Raw genomic sequence first — 25,232 nt, 5'->3', positions numbered from 1 at the left:
CTCCTTTTGGTATGTAATCGTTTTCATTTTGCATCCGTTTACAAGTCCTGTCAAAGCCTATTTCATCGGTTTGATCGAAAATAAGACTTTTGAACCAAGCACTTTTTTTCAAAAAGAACGATGTTACTTTAGAGAAAAACAGGAAAAAGCGTCTCCACAATCATGTGCTAGAGACGCTCATCCTGGTTTGTTTGATGGTAATACTAGTTATGGCTTACGATCGTGCGAGAAGTGTAGCGATCGTTTGCTTCGTTTGTTCCATTGATTCGTCCGATGCAAAGAAATACCAAACACCGTCACTTGCGATATATCCTTCTCCGTCGATTTTCAGCGGCTTCAATTGTTCGAATCCACGCTGATTCTCTTGCGCTAGCTGCGCTGCGACATCAAGTCCGATATTCGTCGTAAAGTTGTTTTTCATGACATCCGTGATTTTTTCGAGTTGCGTCAACAACTGTGGTCCAGCAAGCTTCATTCCGACGGCTTCTAGCACTTGACGCTGACGAATTTGTCGTCCCATATCGCCGAGTGGATCTTGCTTTCGCATCCGAGCGTAACCACTCGCTTCAAGACCCGTCAGATGAATTTTCCCTTTCTCATACTCCTTTTGAAGACGACGGTCGTTCCAACTGAAGGCAGATGGATTGTCGACCGTGACACCCCCAACAGCATCGACCAACTCAATCAATCCATCCATGTTGATCTTCGCATAATAAGGAATATCAGTTTCAAACGTCTGCTCCACCGTTTCGACTGTCTCTTTCACACCCCCATAGGCATAGGTATGATTGATCTTAGTCTTTTCGCCAGACGGCACGGTTACCTGCATATCTCTTGGAATAGACAGGGAAGTCGCTTGTCTTGTTTTTGGATTGAATGAAAGAAGCATGATGGCATCGGCACGTCCCTTATCATTTTTTCGTTCATCCACGCCAAGTAACAAGACATTGACCGGCTTCATCGATTCGAGTGGCTTCGGCTGCTCTCCATCTAACGGTGTCAAGAACGCATCTGCCGTTTGTTTCACTTTTAAAAAAGCTAAACCAGCTGATGTACTAGCAATCAGAACGAACCCTAGTAGGAGCGCACTCAATACGCGCCAAACAAGACGCGGTTTTCTTTTCGCCATTCGGGATCTCATATCATGAACTCCTTCATAGTGTGTTTTCATACGTCTTCATCAATCCAGCAATATTCGAGTTATGCAGGAACAACACGGAGTCGACTTGTTTTTGTTTAGCGAACCGCGAGACGTCGAATGATTTTGGCACATAACGAACGTCGACGACTTCCAGATTGGCATTTTTAGCAAGGAACGGTAAGACGGGATTCGCGAATGAATCCTTTAAGACGAGAATCGTTGGTCGATCATTCTTCGCCTTCTCCTTCATCGACATGATGCCGTGATTGCCGCGCAAGAATACTTCATACCGATCGACGTAATCTCCCTCCTGCTGAACGAAGGATTCATCGATGACTGGGCGGTCGCATGCCCCGTCGTAACAGACATCGATCCCTTTAAAGAATGCTGGTCCATAATACGCTAGTTGATCACCAGACGTCGCGTACGCAAGTGTCGTCTTTCGTGCCAATGAACCATAGTAGGCATGTTCATCCTCTTTACGATTAGCTTTTGATGGTGTGACTGGTCGTAAGTCCATCCCTTTCGTAATCGTCTGATACGCCGACGCTGCCCCGTCAATATTCCAGTGATGGTCTGTCTTGAAGTAATCCGTTAACTTTAATTGATCAAGTGACAAATTCGTCATCCCGGCAGCCTTGAAGTCACGAATCATTCCTGCGTACCGTGTCCGTGCGTTCGAAGCAACATACGATGGAATCAACTGATCGCGTTCAGCAATGACCGTCTTCGATGGAGCTAGTGCCATATAAACCGGACGGTCGACTTCTTGAACGAATTTTTGAAACGCGTTCGGAATCTGAACTTGAGTCGAGGCACTCGGTTCGATCATATAGCCATTTTTAGCTGTATAGATCCCATTACGAAAAGGCTGCCTAAAGACATCCTTCGATAGTAGTGCCTGCATCTCAACGAACGTCCCCCGCAACAGCAGTTGATCCGTGAAATACGTCTCCATCTTCAGCATGTCTTTTCCAGTCGCGATTCCTTCGATCGTCGGATCGACCGATTGTGCGAGTGTACGGTTTTCGAGCTGGGAACGTACACGATCCTCTCGGACGATCGTTCCGATACCAATCGTTAACAAGATGAGTAAAAAACTAATCGTCGTCACCCACATCATGATCCGTTCAAAAGAAGTCGTCCGTTTTTGTCCCTGCTTATTTTCTGTTTCAAGTGGCTGTGCCATCAGTAGACCTCCTTTTTAGAAGCGGAAATAGATGAATGGGTTAAACGTACTTGCAACAAGTGCTGATGTCGCCAAAAATAGTAGCAACATCGCATACCCATACTGCATCGTCGTACCAATTTTTCCGAGTGACACGACTAATCGCTCTCCGATGATTTTCGGAATCGGTGTCGCTGCGATACACGCGACAAGCAATAGAACACCATTTTGGACAAGCTGGTAGCTCGCGCGTTCATCCCAAATTACATCTGGTACGAACATCGCCTGAATGTACGTAACGGCTTCTGGGAACGTCTCGGAACGGAAGAATACCCAACCGACCAACACGAGTACGAGCGTCCAAATGGTCGAGAAGACTGGCATTTTCTCCAACCATTTCCCGAGAAATGCTTTCTCGAGCATAATCCAGATTCCGTAATACGCTCCCCACGCGACAAACGTCCAACTTGCACCATGCCAAAGACCTGTCAGCATCCAGACAATTGCTAAGTTGCGATACTGTAACCACGGTGAGACACGATTTCCACCAAGCGGGATGTAGACATAATCCCGGAACCACGATCCAAGCGAAATATGCCACCGACGCCAAAATTCAGAAACAGACTTTGAAATGTAGGGATAGTTAAAATTCTCAAGAAAATGAAATCCGAACATCAAAGCTAGTCCAATCGCCATATCACTGTATCCTGAAAAATCGAAATAGATTTGTAAGGCGTAGGCGATGATCCCGATCCAAGCAAGCCCCATCGAGAGATCTTTCATGTTGAAGATGGCATCCGCGACCTGACCACATCCATTGGCAAGAATCAGTTTTTTAGCTAAGCCGATCGTAAACCGACGAACCCCTCGGGCAAAATCGGAAACTGTCTCTTCTCGTGACTCGATTTGGCTCGCAATCGTGTTATAGCGAACGATCGGACCCGCGACGAGTTGGGGAAAGAACGCGATATAAAGGGCGAGGTCAAGCGGATTCTTTTGCACCGCTTCCTTCCCTTTGTAGATGTCGATGACATAACTCATCGCATGGAACGTATAGAACGAGATCCCGAGTGGCAAGACGACTTCTGGGACGAACCATCCTAATCCGAATGTCTCGTTGACTGAACGAACAAAAAATCCGCTGTACTTGAACCAGCCGAGTAACCCCAGATTGACTGCGATCATACTGAACATGATCCATTTGACGCCAATTCGGTGTCGATACAGATCGACGAACAAGGCGAAGAAGTAGTTGATCATGACGCTCAGTAGCATTAGCAATGCAAAACGTGGTTCTCCGAATGCATAAAAGAATAGACTCGTCACTAATAACCAACCATTTCGGAAGCTGCGTGGGAGTAGGTAATAGACGATCAACACAGTCGGTAAGAACAAAAATAAGAATATCGTCGAACTAAATAGCATACGTCGCTTCCTCCCCTGCCGTGACATGTTGCACAATCTGAATGTCCCGGAGATGGACCCGGAAGCTCCCCTCTTGCAAGAACTTCCATGCCACCTTGAAATACTTCGCTCCTGGTACTCGTTTCATCTGTACATGAACGACTGTCTCATTCGTCAATGTGACGGTTTCCGTTTCCGATCCCATCCGTTTTTTCTGTCCATATTGCATCTTGAATAACTGAACGACACATGGTGCATCGACTTCGAAATGACAGGTCACCTCGATGATGTCTCCTGTAATCGTGGCGTCTGACCGGTATAACTTTGAAGGCGGATGTTGAAATCCTTGATCAAACAACTGAATGTACAATTTGTCGTCTGCCGTTGCTTCTTGAAAATCAAAATAGACACCATCTGTAGCATCCTCAAGCAAGATTTTTTCCTGCGTTCCGAATGGAAAGAATTGATAAATCGCTGGAGGAATACGTTGACTCATACAGGTACCTCACTCATGATGGCATCGACGATTCGCTCCGCCGCTTGTCCATCGCCATAAGGATTCGCCGCTTGTGCCATCGATTGGTAGAACACCTGATCCGTCAACAATTGATGACTCATAGTATAAATCATCTCTGGATTCGTCCCGACGAGCTTCAACGTTCCGGCTTCGACTCCCTCTGGACGCTCTGTCGTTTCCCGTAAGACAAGGACAGGCACGCCGAGCGAAGGTGCTTCCTCTTGAATTCCACCTGAGTCGGTCAGAATGAAGGATGCCCGAGCCGCAAGATTATGGAAGTCAAAGACATCAAGCGGTTCGATCAATTGAATCCGCGGATGATGTTCCAAGCGAGCTGCCGCTTCTAGTACGACCGGATTCGGATGAACCGGATAGACGATTTCAATTTCTGGATGATCATTCGCTAACCGTTCGATCGCATCAAAAATCGTTTCTAGTTGTAAATGATTCTCACGGCGATGGACGGTCAGTAAGACAAGTTTTCGTCCCGACTTTTCGAGACGTGATAGGACAGGATGCGTATATGTCGGTGATACAGTCGTCTTCAACGCATCGATGACCGTATTACCGGTTACGATGATCGGTGTCTGCTTGTTCTCAGCACGTAAGTTCATTGCAGCCTGTTCGGTCGGTGCAAAATGATAATCCGCCAACACACCTGTCAATTGGCGATTCATCTCTTCTGGGAACGGCGCATACTTTTCATATGTCCGTAGTCCTGCTTCCACATGACCGACTGGGATCTGTTGATAGAACGCCGCTAAAGAAGCAGCGAACGTCGTCGTCGTATCCCCATGGACAAGGACGAGATCCGGCTGTTCCTTTTCGAGGACGCGACGCATCGCGTTTAAAATACGCGCCGTCATTTCCTCTAACGTCTGACGCGGACGCATCAAATCCAAGTCATGGTCTGGAGTGATTTCGAACAGTTCAAGGACCTGATCGAGCATCTCTCGGTGTTGTGCTGTAACGACGACGATTGGTTCGACGTCCTGACGATTTTCAAGCGCTTTGACGACCGGCGCCATTTTGATCGCCTCTGGTCGTGTTCCGAATACAAGCATGACACGTTTCATTTACTTCATCCCCTATCTCATTTCATGACGATTGTTCAATCGTCTCGCCCATCATCTGCTGATTCACGGAACCAATCCGTTCCGTTCGTTTCTTAGCTACGTAATGGGAGGCTTGCTTTTTTGATAACTGTTTGTACCAATATAGATATTTATTGTATTCAGCCAACGTTTCATTCGTCGGACCAAATAGACGTACTTCCCCGTATTCCAACCAAAGGATTTTTGTACAGAAACTCTTTACCTGGCTGAGCGAATGACTGACGAAAAAAATCGTTTTCCCTTGATCGCGGAATTCACGCATCTTATCGAGGCACTTTTCAGTAAACGTTTGGTCTCCGACTGAGAGTGCTTCGTCGATGATCAAGATATCTGGATTAATATGAATCGAGATCGCAAAACCAATCCGAGCGCGCATGCCGCTCGAGTAAGTCTTGACTGGCTGATCGATGAACTCCCCGATATCAGCGAACTCTAAAATTTCTGGAGTAATCGTCTCAATTTGTCGTTTCGTCAAGCCCATCATCAGCCCTTTTAATTCAATGTTATCTCGCCCCGTCAGTTGACTATTCAATCCACTAGAGATGGCAATCAATGCTGACTTTCCACCCAATGTGACCCGACCGTACGTCGGTGGTGTCACGTTAGCAAGCAGATGCGATAGTGTCGATTTCCCACTTCCGTTGATGCCAACGACACCGACGATTTCTCCCTCTTCCACAGAAAAGGAGACGTTCTTCAGAGCATAGAACGATTTTCCATTCACCTTACCGAACAACACTTCTTTTAGCTTGTCGATCGGTCGGGCATAGAGCATGTACCGTTTCGATACATTCTCAAACACGACATGACCCATCGTTCTCCCTCCTATACGTAATCGATGAAATAGCGTCGGAATCGAATGTGAATCGATGCTCCAACAAGTAAGATTGCGAGCGTCATACACCAGAAATACACGCCGTACCACATATGATCGAGCAGATAACCCGTTCCGATGAGTGCGGACCGATATCCCTCAATCAAATAAACGAGCGGGTTTAGCATCAACAACATCTTAAATAACGAGTGATCTGGCGGAATCCACATGATTGGCGTTAAATACATCAGCATGCGGATCGCAGATGTCACCATGTTTTGTACATCTCGAATCATCGTCGCAAGTGCGGATAACAATAAGGAAACCGCATAGAGGAACACGACGCCCGCCGGTACGATATATAGAAGTTCAAACGTATGCCATCCCGGGAAGTAACCGAAGGCACACCCTAAAATGATTGTCAAAGCAATCATCGCGAGATGACGGTAGAATTGTGCCAAAATGACATACGCTGGAATCGTACTCAATGGAAAGTGCATCTTCGAGACGAGGGCGACCCGACCATAAATCGACCGGGAACCATTTGGAATCGTACTGCCGATGAAGAACCAAGCAATCAATCCGCTGACGAGCCAAAAGACGAATGGAATTCCATCGACTGGATGCCCACCACGAATCCCGAAGCCGAATACGACCCAGTAGACACCGATTTGGAGAAGTGGTGTCATGATCTCCCAAAACCAACCCAGGTATTGCATGCTATATTGACTCTTTGTTTCATAAAGCGAGAGTCGAAAGATCAGATATAGATGATCCTTCAACTCTCCCCCAATCGTTCGTAACGCGTTCATATCGCTTTCGCATCCACTTCCGTCACGCGGTGCGTATGCAAATTACCGAAGTTCAGGACTTTGACAGCGTCGAGCGCTTTGACGACCCCTTTCGTATCAAAGAGTAACGGTGTCCGCATGTAATTTGCGAGACGACGTGAATCGAATTGTTTGAATTCATCATGATCGACTAAGACGAGTGCTAGATCAGCGCCTTGAATCGCTTCCAGCTCATCGACGAGTTCGAATCGTGTCGAGATCGAACGTTCGACGTGCGGATCACAGACAGCGACGTCAAGTCCACGGTCGAGTAATTGTTCAATGACTTCGACAGCTGGACTCTCGCGCATATCATCGACGTTTCCTTTATACGTGACACCAAAGACAGCGATTTTTGGACGGACACGCGAACCGACGAGACGAGCTGCTTGTTCAGCAACGAATTGTGGCATCTGAACGTTCGTTTGTCGTGCCGTATGAATGATGCGAGCAAGCGATGGGGCTTTTGCGACGATGAAGTACGGATCGACTGCGAGACAGTGACCACCGACTCCCGGTCCCGGATGATGCAAGTTCACACGTGGATGCATGTTCGCCATCTCGATTACATCTAAGACGTTGATCTCTAGCTGATGACATACTTGCGTTAATTCATTTGCAAGAGCAATGTTGACATCGCGGAACGTATTCTCCATCAACTTCGACATTTCGGCTGTTTTGGCATCGGTCCGGACAATCTCACCTTGAACGAATGTTTCGTAGACGGCAGCTCCTGCCTCCGCACACGCTGGCGTCAAGCCGCCGACGATGCGGTTATTATGGATAAGTTCATGCAATATTTGTCCTGGCAAGACACGCTCGGGGCAATGGACGACATAAATGTCCTCTCCAATCGTAAATCCAGCTGCTTCGATTAAGGGACGGACATGATCATCCATCGTACGTGGCGCGATCGTCGATTCGACGATGACGACATTTCCTTTTTCCAGGAATGGCAGCATGTTGTTGACCGCTGAAATGACATATTTCAAATCACATGATTTATACGTATCGTTTAAGTTCGGCGTCGGGACAGCGATTAAAAAGACATCGGCTCGTTCTGGCGTAAGTGTCGCTCGGAATTTTCCGTTCGCGACGACCCGTTTGATGACATCCTCGAGTCCTGGTTCCTCAATATGAATCGTTCCCGTGTTCAGAAGATTGACGATTTGTGGATCGATGTCGACACCTACGACTTCCGTGCCATGATCCGCGAACATCGCAGAAGAAGGTAATCCAATATATCCTAGTCCGATTGTGCAAAGTTTCATTTTGTCATTCCTCCATCGAGTTAGTCATACTAGCCAACAAACGGTCTGTGGCTTGGCTGTAACTAGACCATAACGACATTTCCTTTGCTTTCCAATGCTTCTAACCATCTCTTAAACCATTCTTCACAGACCTTACATTTCCAGTGTTTTCTATCGTTTTTGTAAATCTTATGAAGCTTTCGCGAATCCTTCGTGTCTATTCGAATGAAACAAAACGACTCGTCAGGAATCCGCCTTCATTGCACGTGGATTTCCCTTCGAGTCGTTGACTATTTTTCTTATTTTGCGCCCGATTCCATGAAAATCGAGTCATAGACAGCAAGAAGTCGACCTTTTTCTTGCTCCCAGTTGTATTGTCTCCTTGCTACGCTTGCCCGCTCCTGCATCGCCCGTCGCAAGCTCTCATCCTTCACTAGACGATTGACCGCTGCAGCAATACTCTGCGGGGATTCGACATCGACGATTAATCCAACTCCTTCTGTCTCGACGACACGACGGATTTCTGGTAAGTCGGCCGCGATGACAGGAATCAACGCTGCCATGTATTCGAATAGTTTATTTGAAGAAGCGGAATAATGATTGAAGCAAACGTTCTGGAGTACCTGAAAGCCGACCGTTGCCGCTGCCGTGTAACTGGGTAGTTCAGCAAGCGGAACCTTCTCAATGAAGCGGATACGAGACTTTTCCGATGATTGTGCAGCCAGTTGCATCAGTTTCCCTTTTAACTTTCCATCTCCAACGAAAATCAGTGTTCCTCGATCGATGAACGGCATCGCTTCAATGAGTCGCTCCAGTCCACGTCCTTCTTGAATTCCACCCTGATACAACAAAATCGGTTCATCTGGTGCGAGTGCTAACTCTTCGCGTAACGGCCGCGGTTGCGGAATAATCGGTTCGTAAAACGGATAATTGTGCAGGACGGATGGTCGCGTTCCATATAACTTCTGATGGTAATCTGCACGCGTGTCATTTTCAACGATCGTCTGATCGACGAAGTGAAGCAACCAGCGCTCTAATTTCCCCTGCATGCTCCCGTATCCTGTCCGATCGGTCTGGACTTCATGCGAGTCATAGACGATTTGTGCACCACGTGCTGCCCCAATCGCTTGTGGTAACGTATTGACATCGTTCGCATGCATGACGTCATAATCATGCTTCCGGGCAGCACGTGTCATACGAAGAATGCCGAAACTGTTATAGAGGGCGTAACGGATGAATCGACTTCGCATCAGTAAAAAGAGCACGAGCATCACGGGAATAAGCCATGGCGCAAGAAGCGCACCCATCACGCCGATGACAAGTGTCCGTTTTTTCCGTTTACGAAAGAACGGGAGCCACCTCGCAAAAGGTGGCGTCCGGTCGATTCGAATGACGCGAAACCCTGACATCGGGTATTCGACTTCTGGAAGTGTGCCGTCATTTAGACAGTATAGGTCCACGCGGTGTCCTGCTTCGACGAGTGCTGTACATTCACGCAAGACACGAGCGTCATTCGTAAACGGATTCCAAACAAACATTCCAATTCGCTTCATTCTGCGACCGCCTTTCGTGACTGCGTTTGTTCGATGGCTTCAAACAAGCGCTGTTGATTTTGTTCCCAATCAAAATGATGTTGGACGTATGCCACACCTGCACGCCCCATCGCTGCACGTTTCTCTGGATTTCTTGATAACTCGAGAATATGATCGACGATCTCCTCTTTTTTTCGCTGGACAGACACGTAACCCGCTCCTGCCTCTTCGATGACATGCGCCGCGTGTCCGGATACCGCACCGACGATGGCACACCCCATCGCCATGTAGTCGATGATTTTTCCAGGTGTCACCGTATCGAACGCTGTACTTTCGACGAGTGTTGCAAAGGCAATGTCACTCTTCGCAAGTTGTTTCAACGCATCCCAGCGTGGCATCGCGTCAAGAAATTCGATGTTGGTCAACCCACGTTCCTTGACGAGTCGTTCGAACGTTTGCTTGTGATAGCCGTAACCGACGACTTGAAAACAGATATCTTCCTCTTGTTGAAGTTCCTGTGCGACGTCAAGCAACAAGAACACATCTTGTGCGAGACCGATATTTCCTGTATACACGACGCGGACTTGTTCCGATACTTTTCGGCGTTTGATCAACCACTCATTTTCCTCGATCGAGTTCGGGATATAATGAATTTTTTCCGGTGCAATGCCCCGCCCTTCAATATATGATCGAAACCCCTCACTGTTGATGACCAATTGATCTGCCTGACGATACATCCACTTTTCAAGCCAGTAGAGCGGCGTCAATAAAAGACGCGATTTTGTGATGCCGACGCCAATCAATGATTCCGGCCATAAATCACGTACATCGAGAATCAAAGGCGCCTTTTTGACGTGTTTCGCGACGACCCCGACGAGTCCCATGAAGATGGATGGCGTCGTCGCATAGATGTAGGCATAGGATTTCGGGTCATGTCGCACCTCTTTTACCGCGAGCACGAATTGTTCGACGAATAAACGAAGACGCCGCCATAAATTATTCGTCGCCCGGATGTCACGCGGTTGGATACGGGTTACATGTGCCGTATCGAGACTCGGTTCATCCCAGAACATCGAGTCCGTATAGAGTTCTGCCGTCGGATAGAGCGGTTCTGACGTCAACACATGGACGTCACTTCCGGCTTGTTCCATCCGCTTGAAAATATTCTTCATTCGGTTTGCCGCACTCCCGATTTCCGGATAAAAATTTTGACAAATCATCAAGACGTTCATCGACGACTCCGGCGCTGCTTGAGTTGACGTCGGAACTTCCAGTAGCGGACGACGATTTTTCCGAGCTTTGATTGCGCGAGTGAGCGGTATTTTGATTTCCATGATGCATTCGCCTCCAACAATTCCAGATTTGTCACCAATGATCCTTCGAACCGATCAAGCAGTGCGGCATATTGTTCTTCGAGCATCTTGTATTGTTCACGCTGTTCCTGTAGTTGCTGTTCATGACGTAGCACTTCGACTTGAGCGTGTTCCAATTGGTCCGTTTGTTCTCCTAACCGCTGTACTTTTCGTTCTAGATTCTGTTGCTTGCGTTTTAAGTCGATGATCGTCGCGAGATGCAATCGTTCCACCTCTTCAAAGGCGTCTTCGAGCCATTCGACTTCCGCTGGTAAAATGGCTCGACCCTCTCGAGGTTCCGGATAGACTTGAATCGTGATCCCTAGCCACTTATCAATCCGCTCGACCGTCTCGATTTTACCGAATGGTGTCAACTGTTCAAGCAGTCGGTTTAAATAATACGTCCGTTTGTGATCCGCATAATCGTTCACTCCAAATGGAACTGTGATGACAAGTCGTCCTTCTGGTGCGATGAAGGAGACGGCACGGGCGATGAAACGTTCCGGCTCCCCGATATGCTCCAGTACTTCCGTCATCAAGACTGTATCGAATTGAATGTCAGGTGTGTACGTCATGACATTTGCTTCATGTAATTCCACCTTTTCTTTAACGGATGTTGGTTCCTCCAGTAACGCTTGTTTGGCCTCGATGATTGCTTCTGGTAATACATCGATTCCAACGACGTGTTTCCCTTCCCGTCCAAGTAAAATCGGAACGACTCCACCCGAACAACCGATATCTAAAATGTGCTCCCCTTTTGCTTGTCGAACGATCCAGTGCACTCGTGCGCGGACTTTTTTACCGAATCCACCGCCTAACTGATCGTAGTAAGCAGCTCGGATTTGATCTTTTGGTCGTGCTGTTTTCATCGATGCCGTCATTTCTGCACCTCCTCGAGTAATAAGTGTTGAAGTCGATCCGTCTCCTGGCGATCTGCAAGCTCCATGAATCGACGAATCAACGGGTTCGTCAACGTGATCGGTTCATAGAAACTGATGATCGTGCGCAACAATGCGACACTCGGTGCGAAATCCTTATCACTGCAGTAGCGTAACTTGACAAGATACCAATGCTCAAAGAAATGCTCGAATCGAGTTTCCTTGTATTCCTCTAGCACTCCATAACGAGCGAATTTCTCAGCGCGTGCCCGCTCTCGGACGACACTTCGTTCGAAGAACTTCACCGTCAATGCATTCACGGTTGATCCTGCAACGGCTGCATAGTAATAGTGGATAACTCGATTGACGAGTAAGACACGGTTCGCGCGAAGCATCAATTCTTGGAAGAACAAGGAGTCCTGACCGACCGCACCGACGACCTGTTCCAATTGATGTTCAAGCAAGAAGGTACGACGGACGACGAGTGCTTGAATGCTTTGTACCGCAAACCGATGTTTCAATAGAAAAGCTTTCGGATCCTCGCAAACCGTTCGTCCTTGTTTACGAATCGTCGGTAAGGCAATGATACTCGTCTTCTCGGCAAGCTTTTTCATATGCCCCGCCACAAAATCAAGTGATGGATCTTTTTCTAGTTCTTGAAGCAAAAAGGCATATCGATCACTGAGTACCTCGTTATCCGGATCAAGGAACGTCACATAGTCAGCTCGTGCCATCTCGACTCCTTTGTTACGCGGACGTGAAGCACTACCGCTTCCGCCTGTCTCGAAGAAATAAGTTCTGACATTTCCATAGCGTCGCGCGAGACGCTCTACGGCTTGACGTGTCGCTATGTCCGTTGATCCATCATCTACGAGTAAAATCTCTGACTCCATGAATCGATCCATCCGCGTTAGACTGGAGAAACATTTATACGTGAGGTGTTTTCCATTGTTATAGATCGGAACGACGACCGACAGTTGCGGAATCCGATTCGTCGGAACTACCGCCTGCTCGTTCCACTCCAATTGATCGAGCAATAGTGTTTTTCCGTTCAGTTCACCTGCTTGGAACATGTCATATCCGATAGCTGATCGCCAAACAATCGCACCGTTTCGACTACCGCTCATCTCTTGTACATGATACGGATGCTCGCTTCCCTTTCGGACGATGCTGGCATCGCTATATTTAAAGCCATTCACAAGGTCCTCTAAATAATATTCGCCGTAAGATTCCTCTCCATCCATCCAAGCAACGAGATCGGCTTGATTATAGGTTTGCTCCGTCAACGTATCCGCTGAGACGATTTCATCTGGTGTGAGACTTTGGCGATCGATTGCGTCACGGATGGCTTCCCCGTTTTGAGCGACAACGACTAATAAGCGATGTTCCCGTGTCTCAGGTACTCGTCCAATGAACGCTAGGATCTGATCCATCCGTTCGAAGACTGTATGTTCCGTCATGACGGCACGAAGTCCTTCTGCTCGCAATCGTTCGATTTCTTCTTGCGACGTACGTTCTACGATCGCCGTCGCCTCCTGTGCGTCATGCACGGTGAAGATGTTCGGAAACTCGTTGTTGACGGCGATACTGTAATTCGACAGGATTAAATTCCCGAGTGCTTGCGACTCATAGACGCGACGAGCACACATCGTTTTACTGTACTTGATGCTATTCAGGTTCAAGACCCAGTCGTAACATTTACTAACTTGTTGTAAAGCATCATAAGGAATCGCTGGTGCGACCCGTGATTGATAGCGCTCCGGAAACTGATAGGCTGGTAAGTCGAGATGATAATTCCGGTCCACGATATCGAGTTCGTGCGAGGATTGCATCACCCCATCAAACAACATCTCCGTATCTTTCACACGCTCCGGATATTTCGCCATCCAGCTACCGGCAAATAAAACGCCTTTTTTACGGCTACGTGTCGCTCCGATCGGATTGTGAATCAATGGATTGACACCAAACGGCATCGCCATGATCCGATCATGACCACATAAGACGCGGTATTCAGGAATCATCGCCTCATCTGAAGTCAGGACATAATCGGCAGCTTGCGCCACGTCTTGAAACCGTTCATGATTGCTCGGATCTTCCGTTGATTGAAAGACGACTGGAATTCCTTTGGCTTTGACTTCCTGCATCATCGAAAGCAGTCGTTGGCGTTTCTTTGAATTCGGTGTGGCGACACCTTTCCAATCGTCTCCTCGTAACCCCTTCCATGAAGAGACGACTAAAAAGAGATCAATCTCGCGCTCGAAAACTTCTTCGAATGTATGCGCATTGACATAGTGGAGATGAACGGCATCTTCATAATAGGCGTACATGAATTCCGAGCAGACGATCGCCATCTCGATTGGTCGCTTTTCATAGTAACGCGTCGTCGTCCGGACCGGAATCTCCGAGATATCCAATTGATCTAGTAGTGAAGCTTGGCTATTTTGTCGGTAACGTGTCGTCGTGTTATTAGAAGTTCGAACCGTCGGCAGTCGCAAGACGTCTAGCTGACGGAGTTTTTCGAGTGCATCTTTACTTGCTGTCGTTGCGCTCGTCAGCCGTTTTTTCTCTTCGCGGACCCAGTTCAGTTGTTGCATGATTTGTCGTTTCCATTTTTGATCACTCACACGTAAACACCCTTCCTCTTTTCAACTCTTTCTTAGTCTACGGAAGCAGTTCAAAGGCTACTTGAAGGACTTGCAAGGTTTTTGTAAAGACTTCATGAAGCTTTTTTGGATTTTCCTTACATTCCAGTTCAGTCAACCTGTATTTCCTAGGAAATCGACCACTTTCACTTTCTTGTCCGTGGAAGTCATTCACATGTTTTCAAAAACGAATCCTATGCACCCTCATTGTTTTGGATTTAAAAAACGGGGAAACATTACTACGTACTGATAAAAGGAGATGACTGGACATGTTAAACGAAAAAAATCATGATTTACCAGATGAAAAGGCAGACGTTGGTCTTCACCCGGATCCTGATCCAGCTGAGACATCAGATCCCGGCATCAAGCCTGCGGAAACACAGCATCCGGATCCTGATCCTGAAGAGCTCGAGCGCGATCGAAAAGATTCATGAATCTCACGCCATAGAAAAAGAGGTTGCGGAAATGATTCCGCAACCTCTTTTGGCATGTTTACTTCACTTTTACTAATAGTTTCCCCGTGTTCGAACCATCGAACAAGCCAAGGAACGCATCTGGTACACGATCGAATCCTTCAAAGATCGTCTCTTCGTATTGCAACTTCCCTTCACTAACCCATTGACCAAGTTGCTCAGCTGCCTCTTTAAAACGTTTTCCATAGTCGCCCACTAAGAAACCTTGCATACGCGCGCGCGCGATGATTAATTTCGATTGAACACGTGGACCAATGTCCTGTTGTGCGTTATATCCAGAAATGGCACCGCAGACTGGTACCCGCGCGAATGGATTGAGTCGATCAAGGACTGCATCACCAATCTCTCCGCCGACGTTTTCAAAATAGACATCGATCCCGTCTGGACATGTCCGGTCCAATGCCTCTCGGATGTCTTCCGTTTTATAGTTGATGACTTCGTCAAAACCAAGATCTGCTTTTAAGTGTTGTAGCTTTTCGTCACTTCCTGCGATTCCGACGACACGTGCTTCTTTGATTTTAGCGATTTGACCAACGATTGATCCAACAGCCCCTGCTGCTGCCGATACGACGACCGTTTCCCCTGGTTGTGGATTCCCGATATCAAGCAATCCGAAATACGCTGTCATCCCTGTCATTCCGAGAACACCGAGTGCTGTTGAAATCGGTGCGATCTGCTCATCGATTTTACGAACGGTTTTCGCATCGACGACTGCTTTTGTTGCCCAATCGAGCATCCCGACGACGACATCACCAGACTTGAGCCCTTCACTTTTAGACTCGATGACACGCGCTACGACACCTCCGTGAATCGGTTCATCAATCTCAAATGGTTGCGAATAAGAACGCGCATCGTTCATACGACCCCGCATATATGGATCGACCGAGATATAGAGTGACTCCAGTGCGACTTGTCCTTCCTTCAGCTCTGCTAACTCAAATGATTCATAGCGGAATGTTTCCCCTGTTGGCTTTCCGTTTGGTCGTGCTGCTAATACGATACGTTGTTCTGACATGATTCATGACCTCCTCATTCAATGTACTTCTTCACTGTAACAATTCCGTTTCTGGAAGACGAATCCTTTGCTCGTTTGGAATTTTCTAACTTTTTCTTGACGTCCTTCTGTTCTTGCCGTAAGATAAAAAACAATTCATAACTTTTATACTGTTATGCACAAAAGCGTTACATAAGGAGAGGACTTGTATGGATTCATCTATTTTGCGCCAGCCGCGTCAATTTGCCGTTCATGTTTTAAACGGACTCAGTATCGGAATTCTCGTTGCCCTTATCCCAGGAGCACTACTCGGTGAACTCGCTAAGGCATTGTTGCCATACGTATCCGGAGCCCAACATGTTTTAGATGCCACCACACTCGCGATGCGCCTTTTGCCGATGGTGATTGGTGTTGCCGTAGCCATGCAATTTAAAGTGACACCGATTGCGACCACGTCGATTGGACTCGCGACGGTCGTTGGCTCAGGTGTTGCGACCCGTGCAGATGCGACCTTCGTCTTCGTCGGTACGGGCGACGTCATCAATGCTGGTCTGACGGCAGCTGTTGCGACAGCAATCGTCTTATTGATCGGTGAGCGTTTCAAGACGTATACGGTACTTGTCATGCCAACGATTTTGATTGTCGGTGCCGGTGGGATTGGTGTATTGACGTATCCGTTCGTGACACGGATCACGACAGCGATCGGACATGTCATCTCAGACTTTACGGCACTTCAACCCGTCTTAATGGGTATTCTGATTGCGATTACTTTTTCCGTACTGATCGTCTCTCCGCTTTCAACGGTCGGTATTGCGACCGCCATCAGTCTATCGGGTGTTGCCGCCGGAGCTGCAAATCTAGGCGTCTGTGCCGCTGGATTCGGTCTTGCAATTGCCGGATGGCAAGCCAATTCACGCGGAACGTCGATTGCTCATTTTCTTGGTTCTCCTAAAATCCAGATGGCGAACTTCATTCGTAATCCCTTGATGATTCTTCCTGTCATGTGTAGTGCTGCTATCCTTGGCGCACTAGCAGGAATGCTCGGCGTCCAAGGTACACCGTTCAGTGCCGGCTTCGGGATGTCTGGATTAATCGGTCCGATCAATGCGTTACATCTGATGTCAGGAGGCTGGACATTGTTCAACATGACATTCGTTCTGGGATTATTCATCGTCTTGCCGGTCATCCTTTGTCTGTTGTTCCATCTGCTCTTCCGAAGATTCCGTCCATGGATGAGTGCAGAGCCATACCGACTGGATTTCGAGTAAGTTCATCGTTAGCGTTCTTTCATCACAAAAAAAGCCAAGCCGACCGTCTAAAAAATCGACGGATCGAGCTTGGCTTTTTTGTGCATTTATTTGATCACTGTCAGTAAGTCAAGCGGTGTCTCGATGACATGGTCCGCCGAATCCCACTCGGATTGTGTCCCAAAACCGTACTGGCATAAGACGACCGGCATCTTTTCCTTACGGGCCGCTTCAACATCGGAAGACCGATCCCCGATCATCCAGTAGGACTCTTCCCCAAACTCCTCACGGTGCGCTCGCAAGATATCCGCCTTTTCTTTCCCGTTGACGGATTCTAAGCATTTCGGACTCGTGAAGAACGAACGAATGTCTTGGCTATCCAGCACAAGGTTTAGATAGTGGTTGCCACAATTACTCGCAGTTGAAATGGTATGTCCCGCAGACACTAGCGCTTCTAATAAAGATCGAATTCCGTCGAACAAGACGTTCTGTTCTGCCATCGTCGCTTCTAGATGACCATGTCTTTTTTTACGAATCAACCGAATATCCTCTTCTGAGGCTTCCGGAATCGCATTACGCCAAAAGGCACTTCCTGCTAAACCATAACTTGCTTGTACACTTGCTTGAGAAGGTTTTGGAAGATGCGGCATGTCCTCCATCGCTCGATGGATTGCTTCTGTCATCTGTTCCGTGGAATCGATCAATGTACCGTCAATATCGAATAAGATAATTGCCATGTTCCCACTCCTTTTAAATCTCTTTTTTTGCTTTTCTCTTTTTTTGAATCAAGTAGCCAACCGTAATCAACACACCTAAACCAATCCAAACTATTGGATGATTGAGATGGTGCAATTTTCGCCATTCATGCCCGACGGCTTTCCCGCCCCAAATGAAGATCGCTGACCAAAGGAAAAAGGAAATCGTCGTCACGACGGTAAACGTCCAGCGTGAAACACCAGTCAGACCAGCACCAATTGCAAATCCGATGCGCCACATTGGAGACAGAAGAAGGATATAGCGTCCCTTCGTCTCCATTTGTGTCTGAAACTGAAGCATTTTTGTTTCCGAAATCCGAAACCATTTGAACAAACGATTCAATAACCGTTCACTCCCGAACTGACCAATCGTAAAGAAGAGGTTCTGACTAATGACGAAGCTCACTACAGCGAGGAACAACATGAATAAAAGATTCGCCTGTGCGGTATGCACGAGATATCCGGCATACGCGAGCGGTACTTCGCTCGGTATGAATGGAAACATGAGCGTCATCATGATCCCGATATAACCGTATGATTCCATCCAGTGGTGTCCCATCTTCGCCCTCCCCCTCTCTTTACCAACTATTTCTAGTGTATCGAACTTTCAAGAGGGCGTACAGGAAACGGCTCTTTTTACATCAGAAAGAGCGACTTCTCATAGTGAAGTCGCTCGGATCATTATCTATTTGATTAATACGCATCCTCACTTTGTACTGGTTGCGTACGACGCTTTTGTTGTTCATCTTGCCAGTCACTGAAACGTGTCAACTCTTCAAAGACTGTTTTCGTGACGAAAAGGATGACGGCGATATCATCTGCGAAACCAAATCCGAGTACGAAATCAGGTACGAGATCAATCGGTGACACGAGGTAAATCAACGCTCCGATTACTTTTAAAATCGTCGTACGACGAATGTTGCGATATTCACCTGACTGGTACGCGCGAATCATATCGACGAACAACGTCAACGGCGAGAAGACGACGGACAAACGAGAGTTCCCGTTCACTTTAGCAGTTGCTCGTTGTAACAGCGAGTTCGTCTTTTTCGGACGATCGATATAATCTTTTGCATCTTCGGCATATTGATTTTGTTGTTTTTCTAATTGTTGATTTGAGAATTTCATTCCTGTTTTCCCCCATTCTAAAGTAACTTCAACGCTTTTCTATTTCCCTGTTCCTACGTATGATAATCCTGTCAGGTTTCAGGATATGATGTAACGGTAAAAAAGGGAGAGAAGCGTTACAGAAAGGATGATTTTTATGAATCATGTTAATCAAACCGTCATCATTACGGGAGCGGCGAATGGAATTGGTGCAGAACTCGCCCGCACCTACGCTACGCATGGCGCAAATGTCGTTCTTGCTGACATCGATCAAATGACAGGAGACGAACTAGTTCAACAAATTGAAGAAGATGGTGGGACGGCTTACTTCTATCACCTCGATATCCAACATGAAAAAGACGTTCAACTGTTGATCGAAAAAGCGATTGAACATACGGGTCGCATCGACATCGTCATCAACAACGCCGGTATCATGATCCGAAAACCCTTACTCGAATTGTCGCTTGAGGAATGGGATCGGGTTCATCATACGAACCTGCGTAGCATCTTTCTAACGACTAAGGCCGCTACCCCCTATTTGAAACAAAGTAAAAGTGGTGGTCGGATCGTCAACCTCGCTTCGACCCGCGCCTTCATGTCGGAACCGCATACAGAATCTTATGCGTCGACGAAAGGTGGCATTTTTGCCCTGACCCATGCACTTGCTGTCTCACTCGGAGAAGACGGAATTCTCGTCAACGCGATTGCTCCGGGTTGGATCGAAACCGGTGACTACCAAGAATTATCACCCGAAGACCACAGTCAGCATCCAGCCGGTCGCGTCGGAAAACCAAGTGATGTCGCACGTGCGGCTCTCTATCTGACACACCCAGATAACGATTTCTTGACGGGCGAAACATTGGTCCTAGACGGTGGGATGACACGAAAGATGATTTATGAGGAATGATGCGTATAGGGTGCCTTTCGGGGCACTTTTTCATTTTACAAAAACTATATTTATACCTTTTTCAAACATTAATAAACCTTCTATTTATACGATGTTACAAAAATATATCTTCTGACATCATTCGGAAATCAATCAATTGCACAATGATTTTTCCTTTCATATCAACATTTTCTATTTATCCTTCTATTCATGCATTATTATTTTCATAAATTCTTCATACTTTTCGCTAGCTTCTCTTGCATTTTTTTAAAAGAATTGTAAAGTTGATTTTCCGATTTTCTTGTTAGAGTGGGAAAGGTAACACTTCATACAAGGGAAAGGAATGACGCTTAGTTTATGAAACGACCTTTCGGAAAGTCAATTGGGCTATCGCTCATGACACTCACTTTACTCGCAAGTCCGCTCATGACGACAACTCCCGTCGACGCGGCAAGTTCATATAAAGAAAAGCAACAACAAAACCAGCAACAACAATCGAAGCAACGTGAGGCGTTGTCTCAAAAGAATAACCAGTTATCTAAAGCACAACAACAAGTCTACGCACTGGATCAACAGATTAATGGGCTGACATTACAAGTCGTCGAGAATCAAAAGAAAATCGACGAGAACACGAAACAGATTGCTCGATTAGAAGATAAAATCGAGAAGCTACAAAAGAAAATCAAGAAACAAGAAAAAATGCTCGGTGATCGTCTGGCGGTCCGTCAGTCGAAAGCCGATAACGCTCCGCTGCTTGAGGCCGTATTCGGCGCAAAAGATGTCGGTGATATGATTAGCCGCTTCAATGCCTTCAATACAATCGCGGAAAGCGATGCTTCTTTGTTAAAAGATTACGAATCAAACAAAAAAGAACTGGCAGCTGCGAAAGAAGAACTAAAGCAGACACGCCAAGACTTGATTGAAGATCGTAATGTTTTAAAAAAGAAACAACGTGAACTGAAACAAGAAAAACAAAAGCGCACAGAACTTTTGAAGCGTCTGACGTCGCAAAAGAAAAAAATTGAATCCAATATCCTAAGCCTGAAAGAGGCATCGGCCCAACTGAAGGCACAGGAAGCAGCTGAAAAAGCAGCAGCACGAGCAGCAAAGGCAGCTGCCGAAAAAGCTGCGAAACAATCGGCAGCACCAGCATCTGTTAGCAAGGCTAGCACGAAAGTCATCTCAAAAGCAAAAGGTAAATTCATCAAACCTGCTCAAGGCTCTGTTTCGCAAGGAATGGGTGCAGCAAGCGGAAGCAATGGTTATGCGTACCACAATGGAACCGACTTCGCTGGTCCACTCAACTCGCCAATCGTTGCATCTGCAAGCGGGACAGTCATCTTAGCAAGTTCAGGTGGTCCTTACGGCAACCACGTCTATATCTCTCATAATATCGACGGGAAAACGTATACGACCGTTTATGCCCATATGAATGCCTTGAACGTTAAACAGGGACAACAAGTCAAACAAGGACAGCAAATCGGTGTTCTCGGAAGCACCGGTAACTCAACTGGTCCACACTTGCATTTTGAAATCCACGATGGTGGGTATCAGTATGATGCGAATGGACGGACGAATGAGCTCGACCCAGAAAGCTTCTTCTAAGTCGATTCAAGAAAAAGTGCACTTCTTCTCTTCCCGAGAAGGAGTGCACTTTTTGCTGTGTTCATTAAATTTTGAATTGATGTGTCTGACTGTCAAGCGACGTCGTCGTCGACTCGAGTTCTTGCATCAATTGATGAATCTGTTCGAACGAGGCCTGTTGATCACGCATCGAAGCAGCAATTTCTTCATTTCCGGCTGCAAGTTCTTCCATGACGCCACTGACTGTACTGACTTGACCAACGACATGGCGGGCTTGCTGTTTCGAATGTACGAGTTGTTTCGTCACGTAATCGAGTGTTTCCGTCACGTTTGCTACTTTTTGACGTGTTTCACCGAAAGCTTGCTGGACGTGCGTAAAGTTCTCGACCTGATTCGTCTGCTCCCGCTCCGCTTGCACGAGTGCTTCTTGTAAGACAGCACCGTCCTGACGAATCGAACGGACGAGTGAGAAGATCGAGCGCGTCGCCTCATTTGTCTCGTCCGCTAACTTTTTGACTTCACTTGCCACGACGGCAAATCCACGACCGGCTTCCCCTGCCCGTGCCGCCTCGATTGCCGCATTGAGTGACAATAAGTTCGTCTGCGCGGAGACTCCCGCGACGAGTTGTGCCATCTGTTCAATTTGTTGCGTCTGTTCTAAGAAACCTTCCAGTTTCTGACCGAGTTCGCGATTTTGTTCTGTTGACGCGCGAAGTGACCGTGCTTGCTGTTCCATGACGGAACTACTTTGAACCATCACGTGATCGGCCGCCTGTCCTTCTGCATAAGCCGTTTGTGCACGTTGTTCACTCTCTTCAAAGAGCTGTTGCATATCGGACATCGTACTGACTGTCGTCTGGATATCGTCCGACACTGTTTGTGTCCCACTTGCCATCTCATTGATCGCATGGGTCATGTTTCCCGATACTTCAACGATGTTCGCGTTCTCTGTCGTCGCTTCCGTACTCATCTGACGAATCGTGTTCGACGAACGACTAATCGTTCCGATGACCTCATGCAATGTTCCTTGCATCTGCGCAACCGCTGTCTCGAGTCGACCAATCTCATCTTTTCGACCGGATACGACTAATTCCTGCGATAAGTCTCCGTCCGAAATCTGTTCTGCCGTCCGGACGACACGGCTGATCGGTCGCGTGATGCTACGTGCGAAGTACCAGTTGTATAACGCAAGACCAATCAGGAGAATGAATGTCGCGATCAAGACAGTCCGTGTCAGATTTAATGTCTCGTCTTTTGCTTCACGTTGTAAGACATCATAAAATTCTCCGTTTTTCGTATGTAACGTGTAGAGATCACTGAGGACACCCTCAATCTGTGCAGCGTGCGAGCGAATCTCAATCGGATTCATCGCGTCCGTCAGTTCTGTCCGCTTCGTTGCAAGCGTCTTATACTTCATATCCGCCCGGTTCAACTCTTCTTGAAATGCAGGAATCAAATACGTCTTCTGTAATTCGTTTAATGCTTGTTCGTTCTTTTTACTAAGTGCTTGTACTTGCTCCGCCTGACTCTCAGACGGTTGGCTTGCCAGTCGGTTCCAGGCTGCTTGTTCGTATAAGAGCTTCGTTTCAAGTTCTGAGATCTCAACGAGCTGTTTCCCATAATCTTCGTTGTAGGACTGAATTTGACGGAGCTGGAACAAAGTCCATCCCATCAAGATGACGACACTCAAAATCGTCACTAACGTTGAGAGTAAAAATCGTTTCCGTAACGTCATTGGATCGTCACCTTACCTTCGAGCACATCTTGCTGCAGATGCTCTAATTTTTTTCGTTCTCCGTCCGTAAAGTTCGTGTTTCGAATTGGAGCCAACTGGATTGCTCCTTCTTTGACACCCAGGACGACTTGTCCGGACTGTAGACCCTTCGCAGCCACATCTTGTCCGATTTTCGTAATCGCAAGATCAACTTGTTTTAGCATTGACGTCATGACAGCGTCAGGTGCAATCGGGGTTTGATCGCTATCGACACCAATCGCTTTTTTCCCTTTCGTTTGCGCTGCCTCCAGGACACCGCTTCCCGTCAATCCAGCAGCTGCGTATAATACGTCTGCCTTTTTCTGCATCATTTCGTTTGCGAGCGACCGTCCCTTTTCTGGCGCTGCAAAGTCTTCAGCATATTCGACGAGTACTTTTGTTTTTGGATTGACGGCTTTTGCGCCAGCTATGTATCCTTTTTCGAATTTTTCGATCAGAGGTGACTTCATCCCACCGACGAAACCAATCGTATTCGTCTTCGTTTGGATCCCTGCCGCAGCACCGGCTAAGTAACTACCCTCATCTTCCTTGAATGTAACCGAGAGCACGTTCGGTAACGTCGAAACAGCATCAATCAAGGCGAATTGTTGTTTCGGATATTTTTTTGCAACCGTTTCAAGATCCGTCTGCCCCATGAATCCGAGTCCGACGATGACGGTCGGTTTCTTTTTCGCCAACGCTTCGAATGCTGCTTTATAGGTCTTCGTTTCGTTCAACTCTCGGTAATCGATTGACCAACCTTCCTTCTCCCGTAACAACGCCATACCGCTCATCGCCGCATCGCTGAATGATTGATCGCCAAGACCCACATCAGACAAGACGACTGCCATTTCTTTTCGCTCCTTGACTGCCCGTTCTGGATCATCGATGACACTGCCGCACCCTGCGAGGCTAAGTGTCGATGCCAGGATGATTCCACTCCATCGTTTCATCTATTCCACACCCTTCCAACATTCTACATCTGATTATCGGAAGCGATGTCTGACTTCTTAATACAAAATTTAAAATCAGAATACTTTCATAACAAAAAAACATGCCCCTCTTAAAAAGAGGGACATGTCAGATATTCTTAGTAGTCGCTATCAGACGTACCGCCTGTAACGATTGCAATTCCTGCTGATGCACCAATACGCGATGCACCTGCATCGATCATTGCTTTTGCACCTTCGAAGTCGCGAACACCACCAGATGCTTTAACACCGATGTCAGGACCAACTGTCTCACGCATGAGACGGATGTCTTCAACTGTAGCACCACCAGTTGAGAAACCAGTCGATGTCTTCACGAAGTTAGCACCTGCTTTAACTGAAAGTTCAGCAGCTGTTTTGATTTCTTCTTTTGTAAGAAGGCAGTTTTCGAAAATGACTTTAACGAGTGTACCGTTTGCCGCTTCGACAACCGCACGAATGTCACGTTCAACTAACTCAAGATCGCCATCTTTTAATGCGCCGATGTTGAGAACCATATCGATTTCTGTTGCACCGTTTTGGATCGCATCTTTTGTTTCAAATGCTTTCACTTCTGGTGTGTTTGCTCCAAGTGGGAAGCCGATGACTGTACATACTTTGACGTCGTCATCTGATTTTAAGAGTTCTGCTGCTAACGCGACGTATGTTGGGTTAACACAGACGCTTGCGAATTTGTATTCTAATGCTTCTTTACAGAGTGTTTCGATCTGAGCACGTGATGTTTCTGGCTTCAGTGCCGTATGGTCGATCATTCCTGCTAAATTCATGTTTGTTGTCCTCCTTAAGGGTATCCCTTAGACT

The 25,232-nt window shown here is 47.1% G+C and carries 22 protein-coding genes and 1 pseudogene; 4 read left to right on the top strand and 19 right to left on the bottom strand.

Annotated elements, in window-relative coordinates; all coding sequences use genetic code 11:
- Nucleotides 1–214: 214 nt before the first annotated feature.
- The 12 genes and pseudogenes from AC3B4V_RS00815 to AC3B4V_RS00760 form a co-directional block, all read right to left on the bottom strand.
- Entirely contained in the window at nucleotides 215–1,129 is a 915-nt protein-coding gene (locus AC3B4V_RS00815; RefSeq protein WP_262415796.1) for an LCP family protein, read from the bottom strand.
- Nucleotides 1,130–1,154: 25 nt separating this feature from the next.
- Nucleotides 1,155–2,330, bottom strand: a complete 1,176-nt coding sequence (locus tag AC3B4V_RS00810; protein WP_488377537.1) for a DHHW family protein — start codon at nucleotides 2,328–2,330, stop codon at nucleotides 1,155–1,157.
- Nucleotides 2,331–2,345: 15 nt separating this feature from the next.
- A complete protein-coding gene (locus AC3B4V_RS00805) occupies nucleotides 2,346–3,734 on the bottom strand; it encodes an MBOAT family O-acyltransferase (RefSeq protein WP_488377536.1) in 1,389 nt (462 codons plus the stop codon).
- Complete coding sequence (locus tag AC3B4V_RS00800) at nucleotides 3,724–4,209, bottom strand: hypothetical protein (RefSeq protein WP_064300327.1); 486 nt, start codon at nucleotides 4,207–4,209, stop codon at nucleotides 3,724–3,726. The genes AC3B4V_RS00805 and AC3B4V_RS00800 overlap by 11 nt, the downstream gene beginning before the upstream one ends.
- On the bottom strand, nucleotides 4,206–5,306 hold the full coding sequence (wecB, locus tag AC3B4V_RS00795; RefSeq protein WP_223041457.1) for a non-hydrolyzing UDP-N-acetylglucosamine 2-epimerase: 1,101 nt from the start codon (nucleotides 5,304–5,306) through the stop codon (nucleotides 4,206–4,208). Before wecB ends, AC3B4V_RS00800 begins: the two co-directional genes overlap by 4 nt.
- 112 nt (nucleotides 5,307–5,418) lie before the next feature.
- Nucleotides 5,419–6,159 (bottom strand): annotated as a pseudogene (gene tagH / locus AC3B4V_RS00790) (teichoic acids export ABC transporter ATP-binding subunit TagH); the annotation flags it as partial.
- Nucleotides 6,160–6,170: 11 nt separating this feature from the next.
- The gene (locus AC3B4V_RS00785) at nucleotides 6,171–6,971 is read right to left on the bottom strand and encodes an ABC transporter permease (RefSeq protein ID WP_488377535.1); all 801 of its coding nucleotides are present in this window, start codon (nucleotides 6,969–6,971) and stop codon (nucleotides 6,171–6,173) included.
- Nucleotides 6,968–8,260: a nucleotide sugar dehydrogenase gene (locus tag AC3B4V_RS00780; RefSeq protein WP_488377534.1), complete on the bottom strand. Its 1,293-nt coding sequence runs from the start codon at nucleotides 8,258–8,260 to the stop codon at nucleotides 6,968–6,970. The genes AC3B4V_RS00785 and AC3B4V_RS00780 overlap by 4 nt, the downstream gene beginning before the upstream one ends.
- 278 nt (nucleotides 8,261–8,538) lie before the next feature.
- A complete protein-coding gene (locus tag AC3B4V_RS00775; RefSeq protein ID WP_223041454.1) occupies nucleotides 8,539–9,792 on the bottom strand; it encodes a glycosyltransferase in 1,254 nt (417 codons plus the stop codon).
- A complete protein-coding gene (locus tag AC3B4V_RS00770) occupies nucleotides 9,789–11,105 on the bottom strand; it encodes a glycosyltransferase family 4 protein (protein ID WP_262415795.1) in 1,317 nt (438 codons plus the stop codon). The genes AC3B4V_RS00775 and AC3B4V_RS00770 overlap by 4 nt, the downstream gene beginning before the upstream one ends.
- Nucleotides 11,000–12,004 (bottom strand): class I SAM-dependent methyltransferase, encoded by a 1,005-nt coding sequence (locus tag AC3B4V_RS00765; protein ID WP_488377533.1) that lies wholly within the window; start codon nucleotides 12,002–12,004, stop codon nucleotides 11,000–11,002. Before AC3B4V_RS00765 ends, AC3B4V_RS00770 begins: the two co-directional genes overlap by 106 nt.
- Nucleotides 12,001–14,625 carry a glycosyltransferase gene (locus tag AC3B4V_RS00760; protein ID WP_488377532.1) on the bottom strand — a complete coding sequence of 875 codons (2,625 nt, stop codon included), beginning with the start codon at nucleotides 14,623–14,625 and terminating at the stop codon, nucleotides 12,001–12,003. Before AC3B4V_RS00760 ends, AC3B4V_RS00765 begins: the two co-directional genes overlap by 4 nt.
- A gap of 287 nt (nucleotides 14,626–14,912) precedes the next feature.
- Here AC3B4V_RS00760 and AC3B4V_RS00755 point away from each other — a divergent pair, with 287 nt between their 5' ends.
- On the top strand, nucleotides 14,913–15,077 hold the full coding sequence (locus tag AC3B4V_RS00755) for a hypothetical protein (RefSeq protein WP_023467459.1): 165 nt from the start codon (nucleotides 14,913–14,915) through the stop codon (nucleotides 15,075–15,077).
- 58 nt (nucleotides 15,078–15,135) lie between these two features.
- Here the strand turns inward: AC3B4V_RS00755 and AC3B4V_RS00750 are convergent, their stop codons facing one another.
- On the bottom strand, nucleotides 15,136–16,131 hold the full coding sequence (locus AC3B4V_RS00750) for an NADP-dependent oxidoreductase (protein ID WP_488377531.1): 996 nt from the start codon (nucleotides 16,129–16,131) through the stop codon (nucleotides 15,136–15,138).
- Between the two features lie 188 nt (nucleotides 16,132–16,319).
- Here AC3B4V_RS00750 and AC3B4V_RS00745 point away from each other — a divergent pair, with 188 nt between their 5' ends.
- Nucleotides 16,320–17,378: a PTS sugar transporter subunit IIC gene (locus AC3B4V_RS00745; RefSeq protein ID WP_050678355.1), complete on the top strand. Its 1,059-nt coding sequence runs from the start codon at nucleotides 16,320–16,322 to the stop codon at nucleotides 17,376–17,378.
- An 86-nt stretch (nucleotides 17,379–17,464) separates the two neighbouring features.
- Here AC3B4V_RS00745 and AC3B4V_RS00740 read toward each other — a convergent pair whose 3' ends face one another.
- From AC3B4V_RS00740 to AC3B4V_RS00730, 3 genes are all read right to left on the bottom strand, one after another.
- The gene (locus AC3B4V_RS00740; protein ID WP_488377530.1) at nucleotides 17,465–18,094 is read right to left on the bottom strand and encodes an HAD family hydrolase; all 630 of its coding nucleotides are present in this window, start codon (nucleotides 18,092–18,094) and stop codon (nucleotides 17,465–17,467) included.
- A 13-nt stretch (nucleotides 18,095–18,107) separates the two neighbouring features.
- Nucleotides 18,108–18,671: a DedA family protein gene (locus tag AC3B4V_RS00735; RefSeq protein ID WP_035398399.1), complete on the bottom strand. Its 564-nt coding sequence runs from the start codon at nucleotides 18,669–18,671 to the stop codon at nucleotides 18,108–18,110.
- Nucleotides 18,672–18,805: 134 nt separating this feature from the next.
- Nucleotides 18,806–19,240, bottom strand: a complete 435-nt coding sequence (locus tag AC3B4V_RS00730) for a YkvA family protein (protein ID WP_029341012.1) — start codon at nucleotides 19,238–19,240, stop codon at nucleotides 18,806–18,808.
- Nucleotides 19,241–19,376: 136 nt separating this feature from the next.
- Here AC3B4V_RS00730 and AC3B4V_RS00725 point away from each other — a divergent pair, with 136 nt between their 5' ends.
- Together AC3B4V_RS00725 and AC3B4V_RS00720 are read left to right on the top strand one after the other, a co-directional pair.
- Nucleotides 19,377–20,126 carry an SDR family NAD(P)-dependent oxidoreductase gene (locus tag AC3B4V_RS00725; protein WP_050676928.1) on the top strand — a complete coding sequence of 250 codons (750 nt, stop codon included), beginning with the start codon at nucleotides 19,377–19,379 and terminating at the stop codon, nucleotides 20,124–20,126.
- Nucleotides 20,127–20,501: 375 nt separating this feature from the next.
- A complete protein-coding gene (locus tag AC3B4V_RS00720) occupies nucleotides 20,502–21,710 on the top strand; it encodes a murein hydrolase activator EnvC family protein (protein ID WP_488377529.1) in 1,209 nt (402 codons plus the stop codon).
- A 64-nt stretch (nucleotides 21,711–21,774) separates the two neighbouring features.
- Here AC3B4V_RS00720 and AC3B4V_RS00715 read toward each other — a convergent pair whose 3' ends face one another.
- The 3 genes from AC3B4V_RS00715 to deoC all read right to left on the bottom strand — a co-directional run bounded on the left by AC3B4V_RS00715 (nucleotide 21,775) and on the right by deoC (nucleotide 25,198).
- Nucleotides 21,775–23,424, bottom strand: a complete 1,650-nt coding sequence (locus AC3B4V_RS00715) for a methyl-accepting chemotaxis protein (RefSeq protein WP_488377528.1) — start codon at nucleotides 23,422–23,424, stop codon at nucleotides 21,775–21,777.
- On the bottom strand, nucleotides 23,421–24,395 hold the full coding sequence (locus AC3B4V_RS00710) for a BMP family lipoprotein (RefSeq protein ID WP_488377527.1): 975 nt from the start codon (nucleotides 24,393–24,395) through the stop codon (nucleotides 23,421–23,423). The genes AC3B4V_RS00715 and AC3B4V_RS00710 overlap by 4 nt, the downstream gene beginning before the upstream one ends.
- Nucleotides 24,396–24,532: 137 nt before the next feature.
- Entirely contained in the window at nucleotides 24,533–25,198 is a 666-nt protein-coding gene (gene deoC / locus AC3B4V_RS00705; RefSeq protein ID WP_023467449.1) for a deoxyribose-phosphate aldolase, read from the bottom strand.
- Nucleotides 25,199–25,232: the final 34 nt, after the last annotated feature.

Source organism: Exiguobacterium sp. E17S (assembly GCF_057772545.1).
Note: the sequence above shows the minus strand (reverse complement) of the source record. Positions and strands in the feature narration are given on the sequence as shown.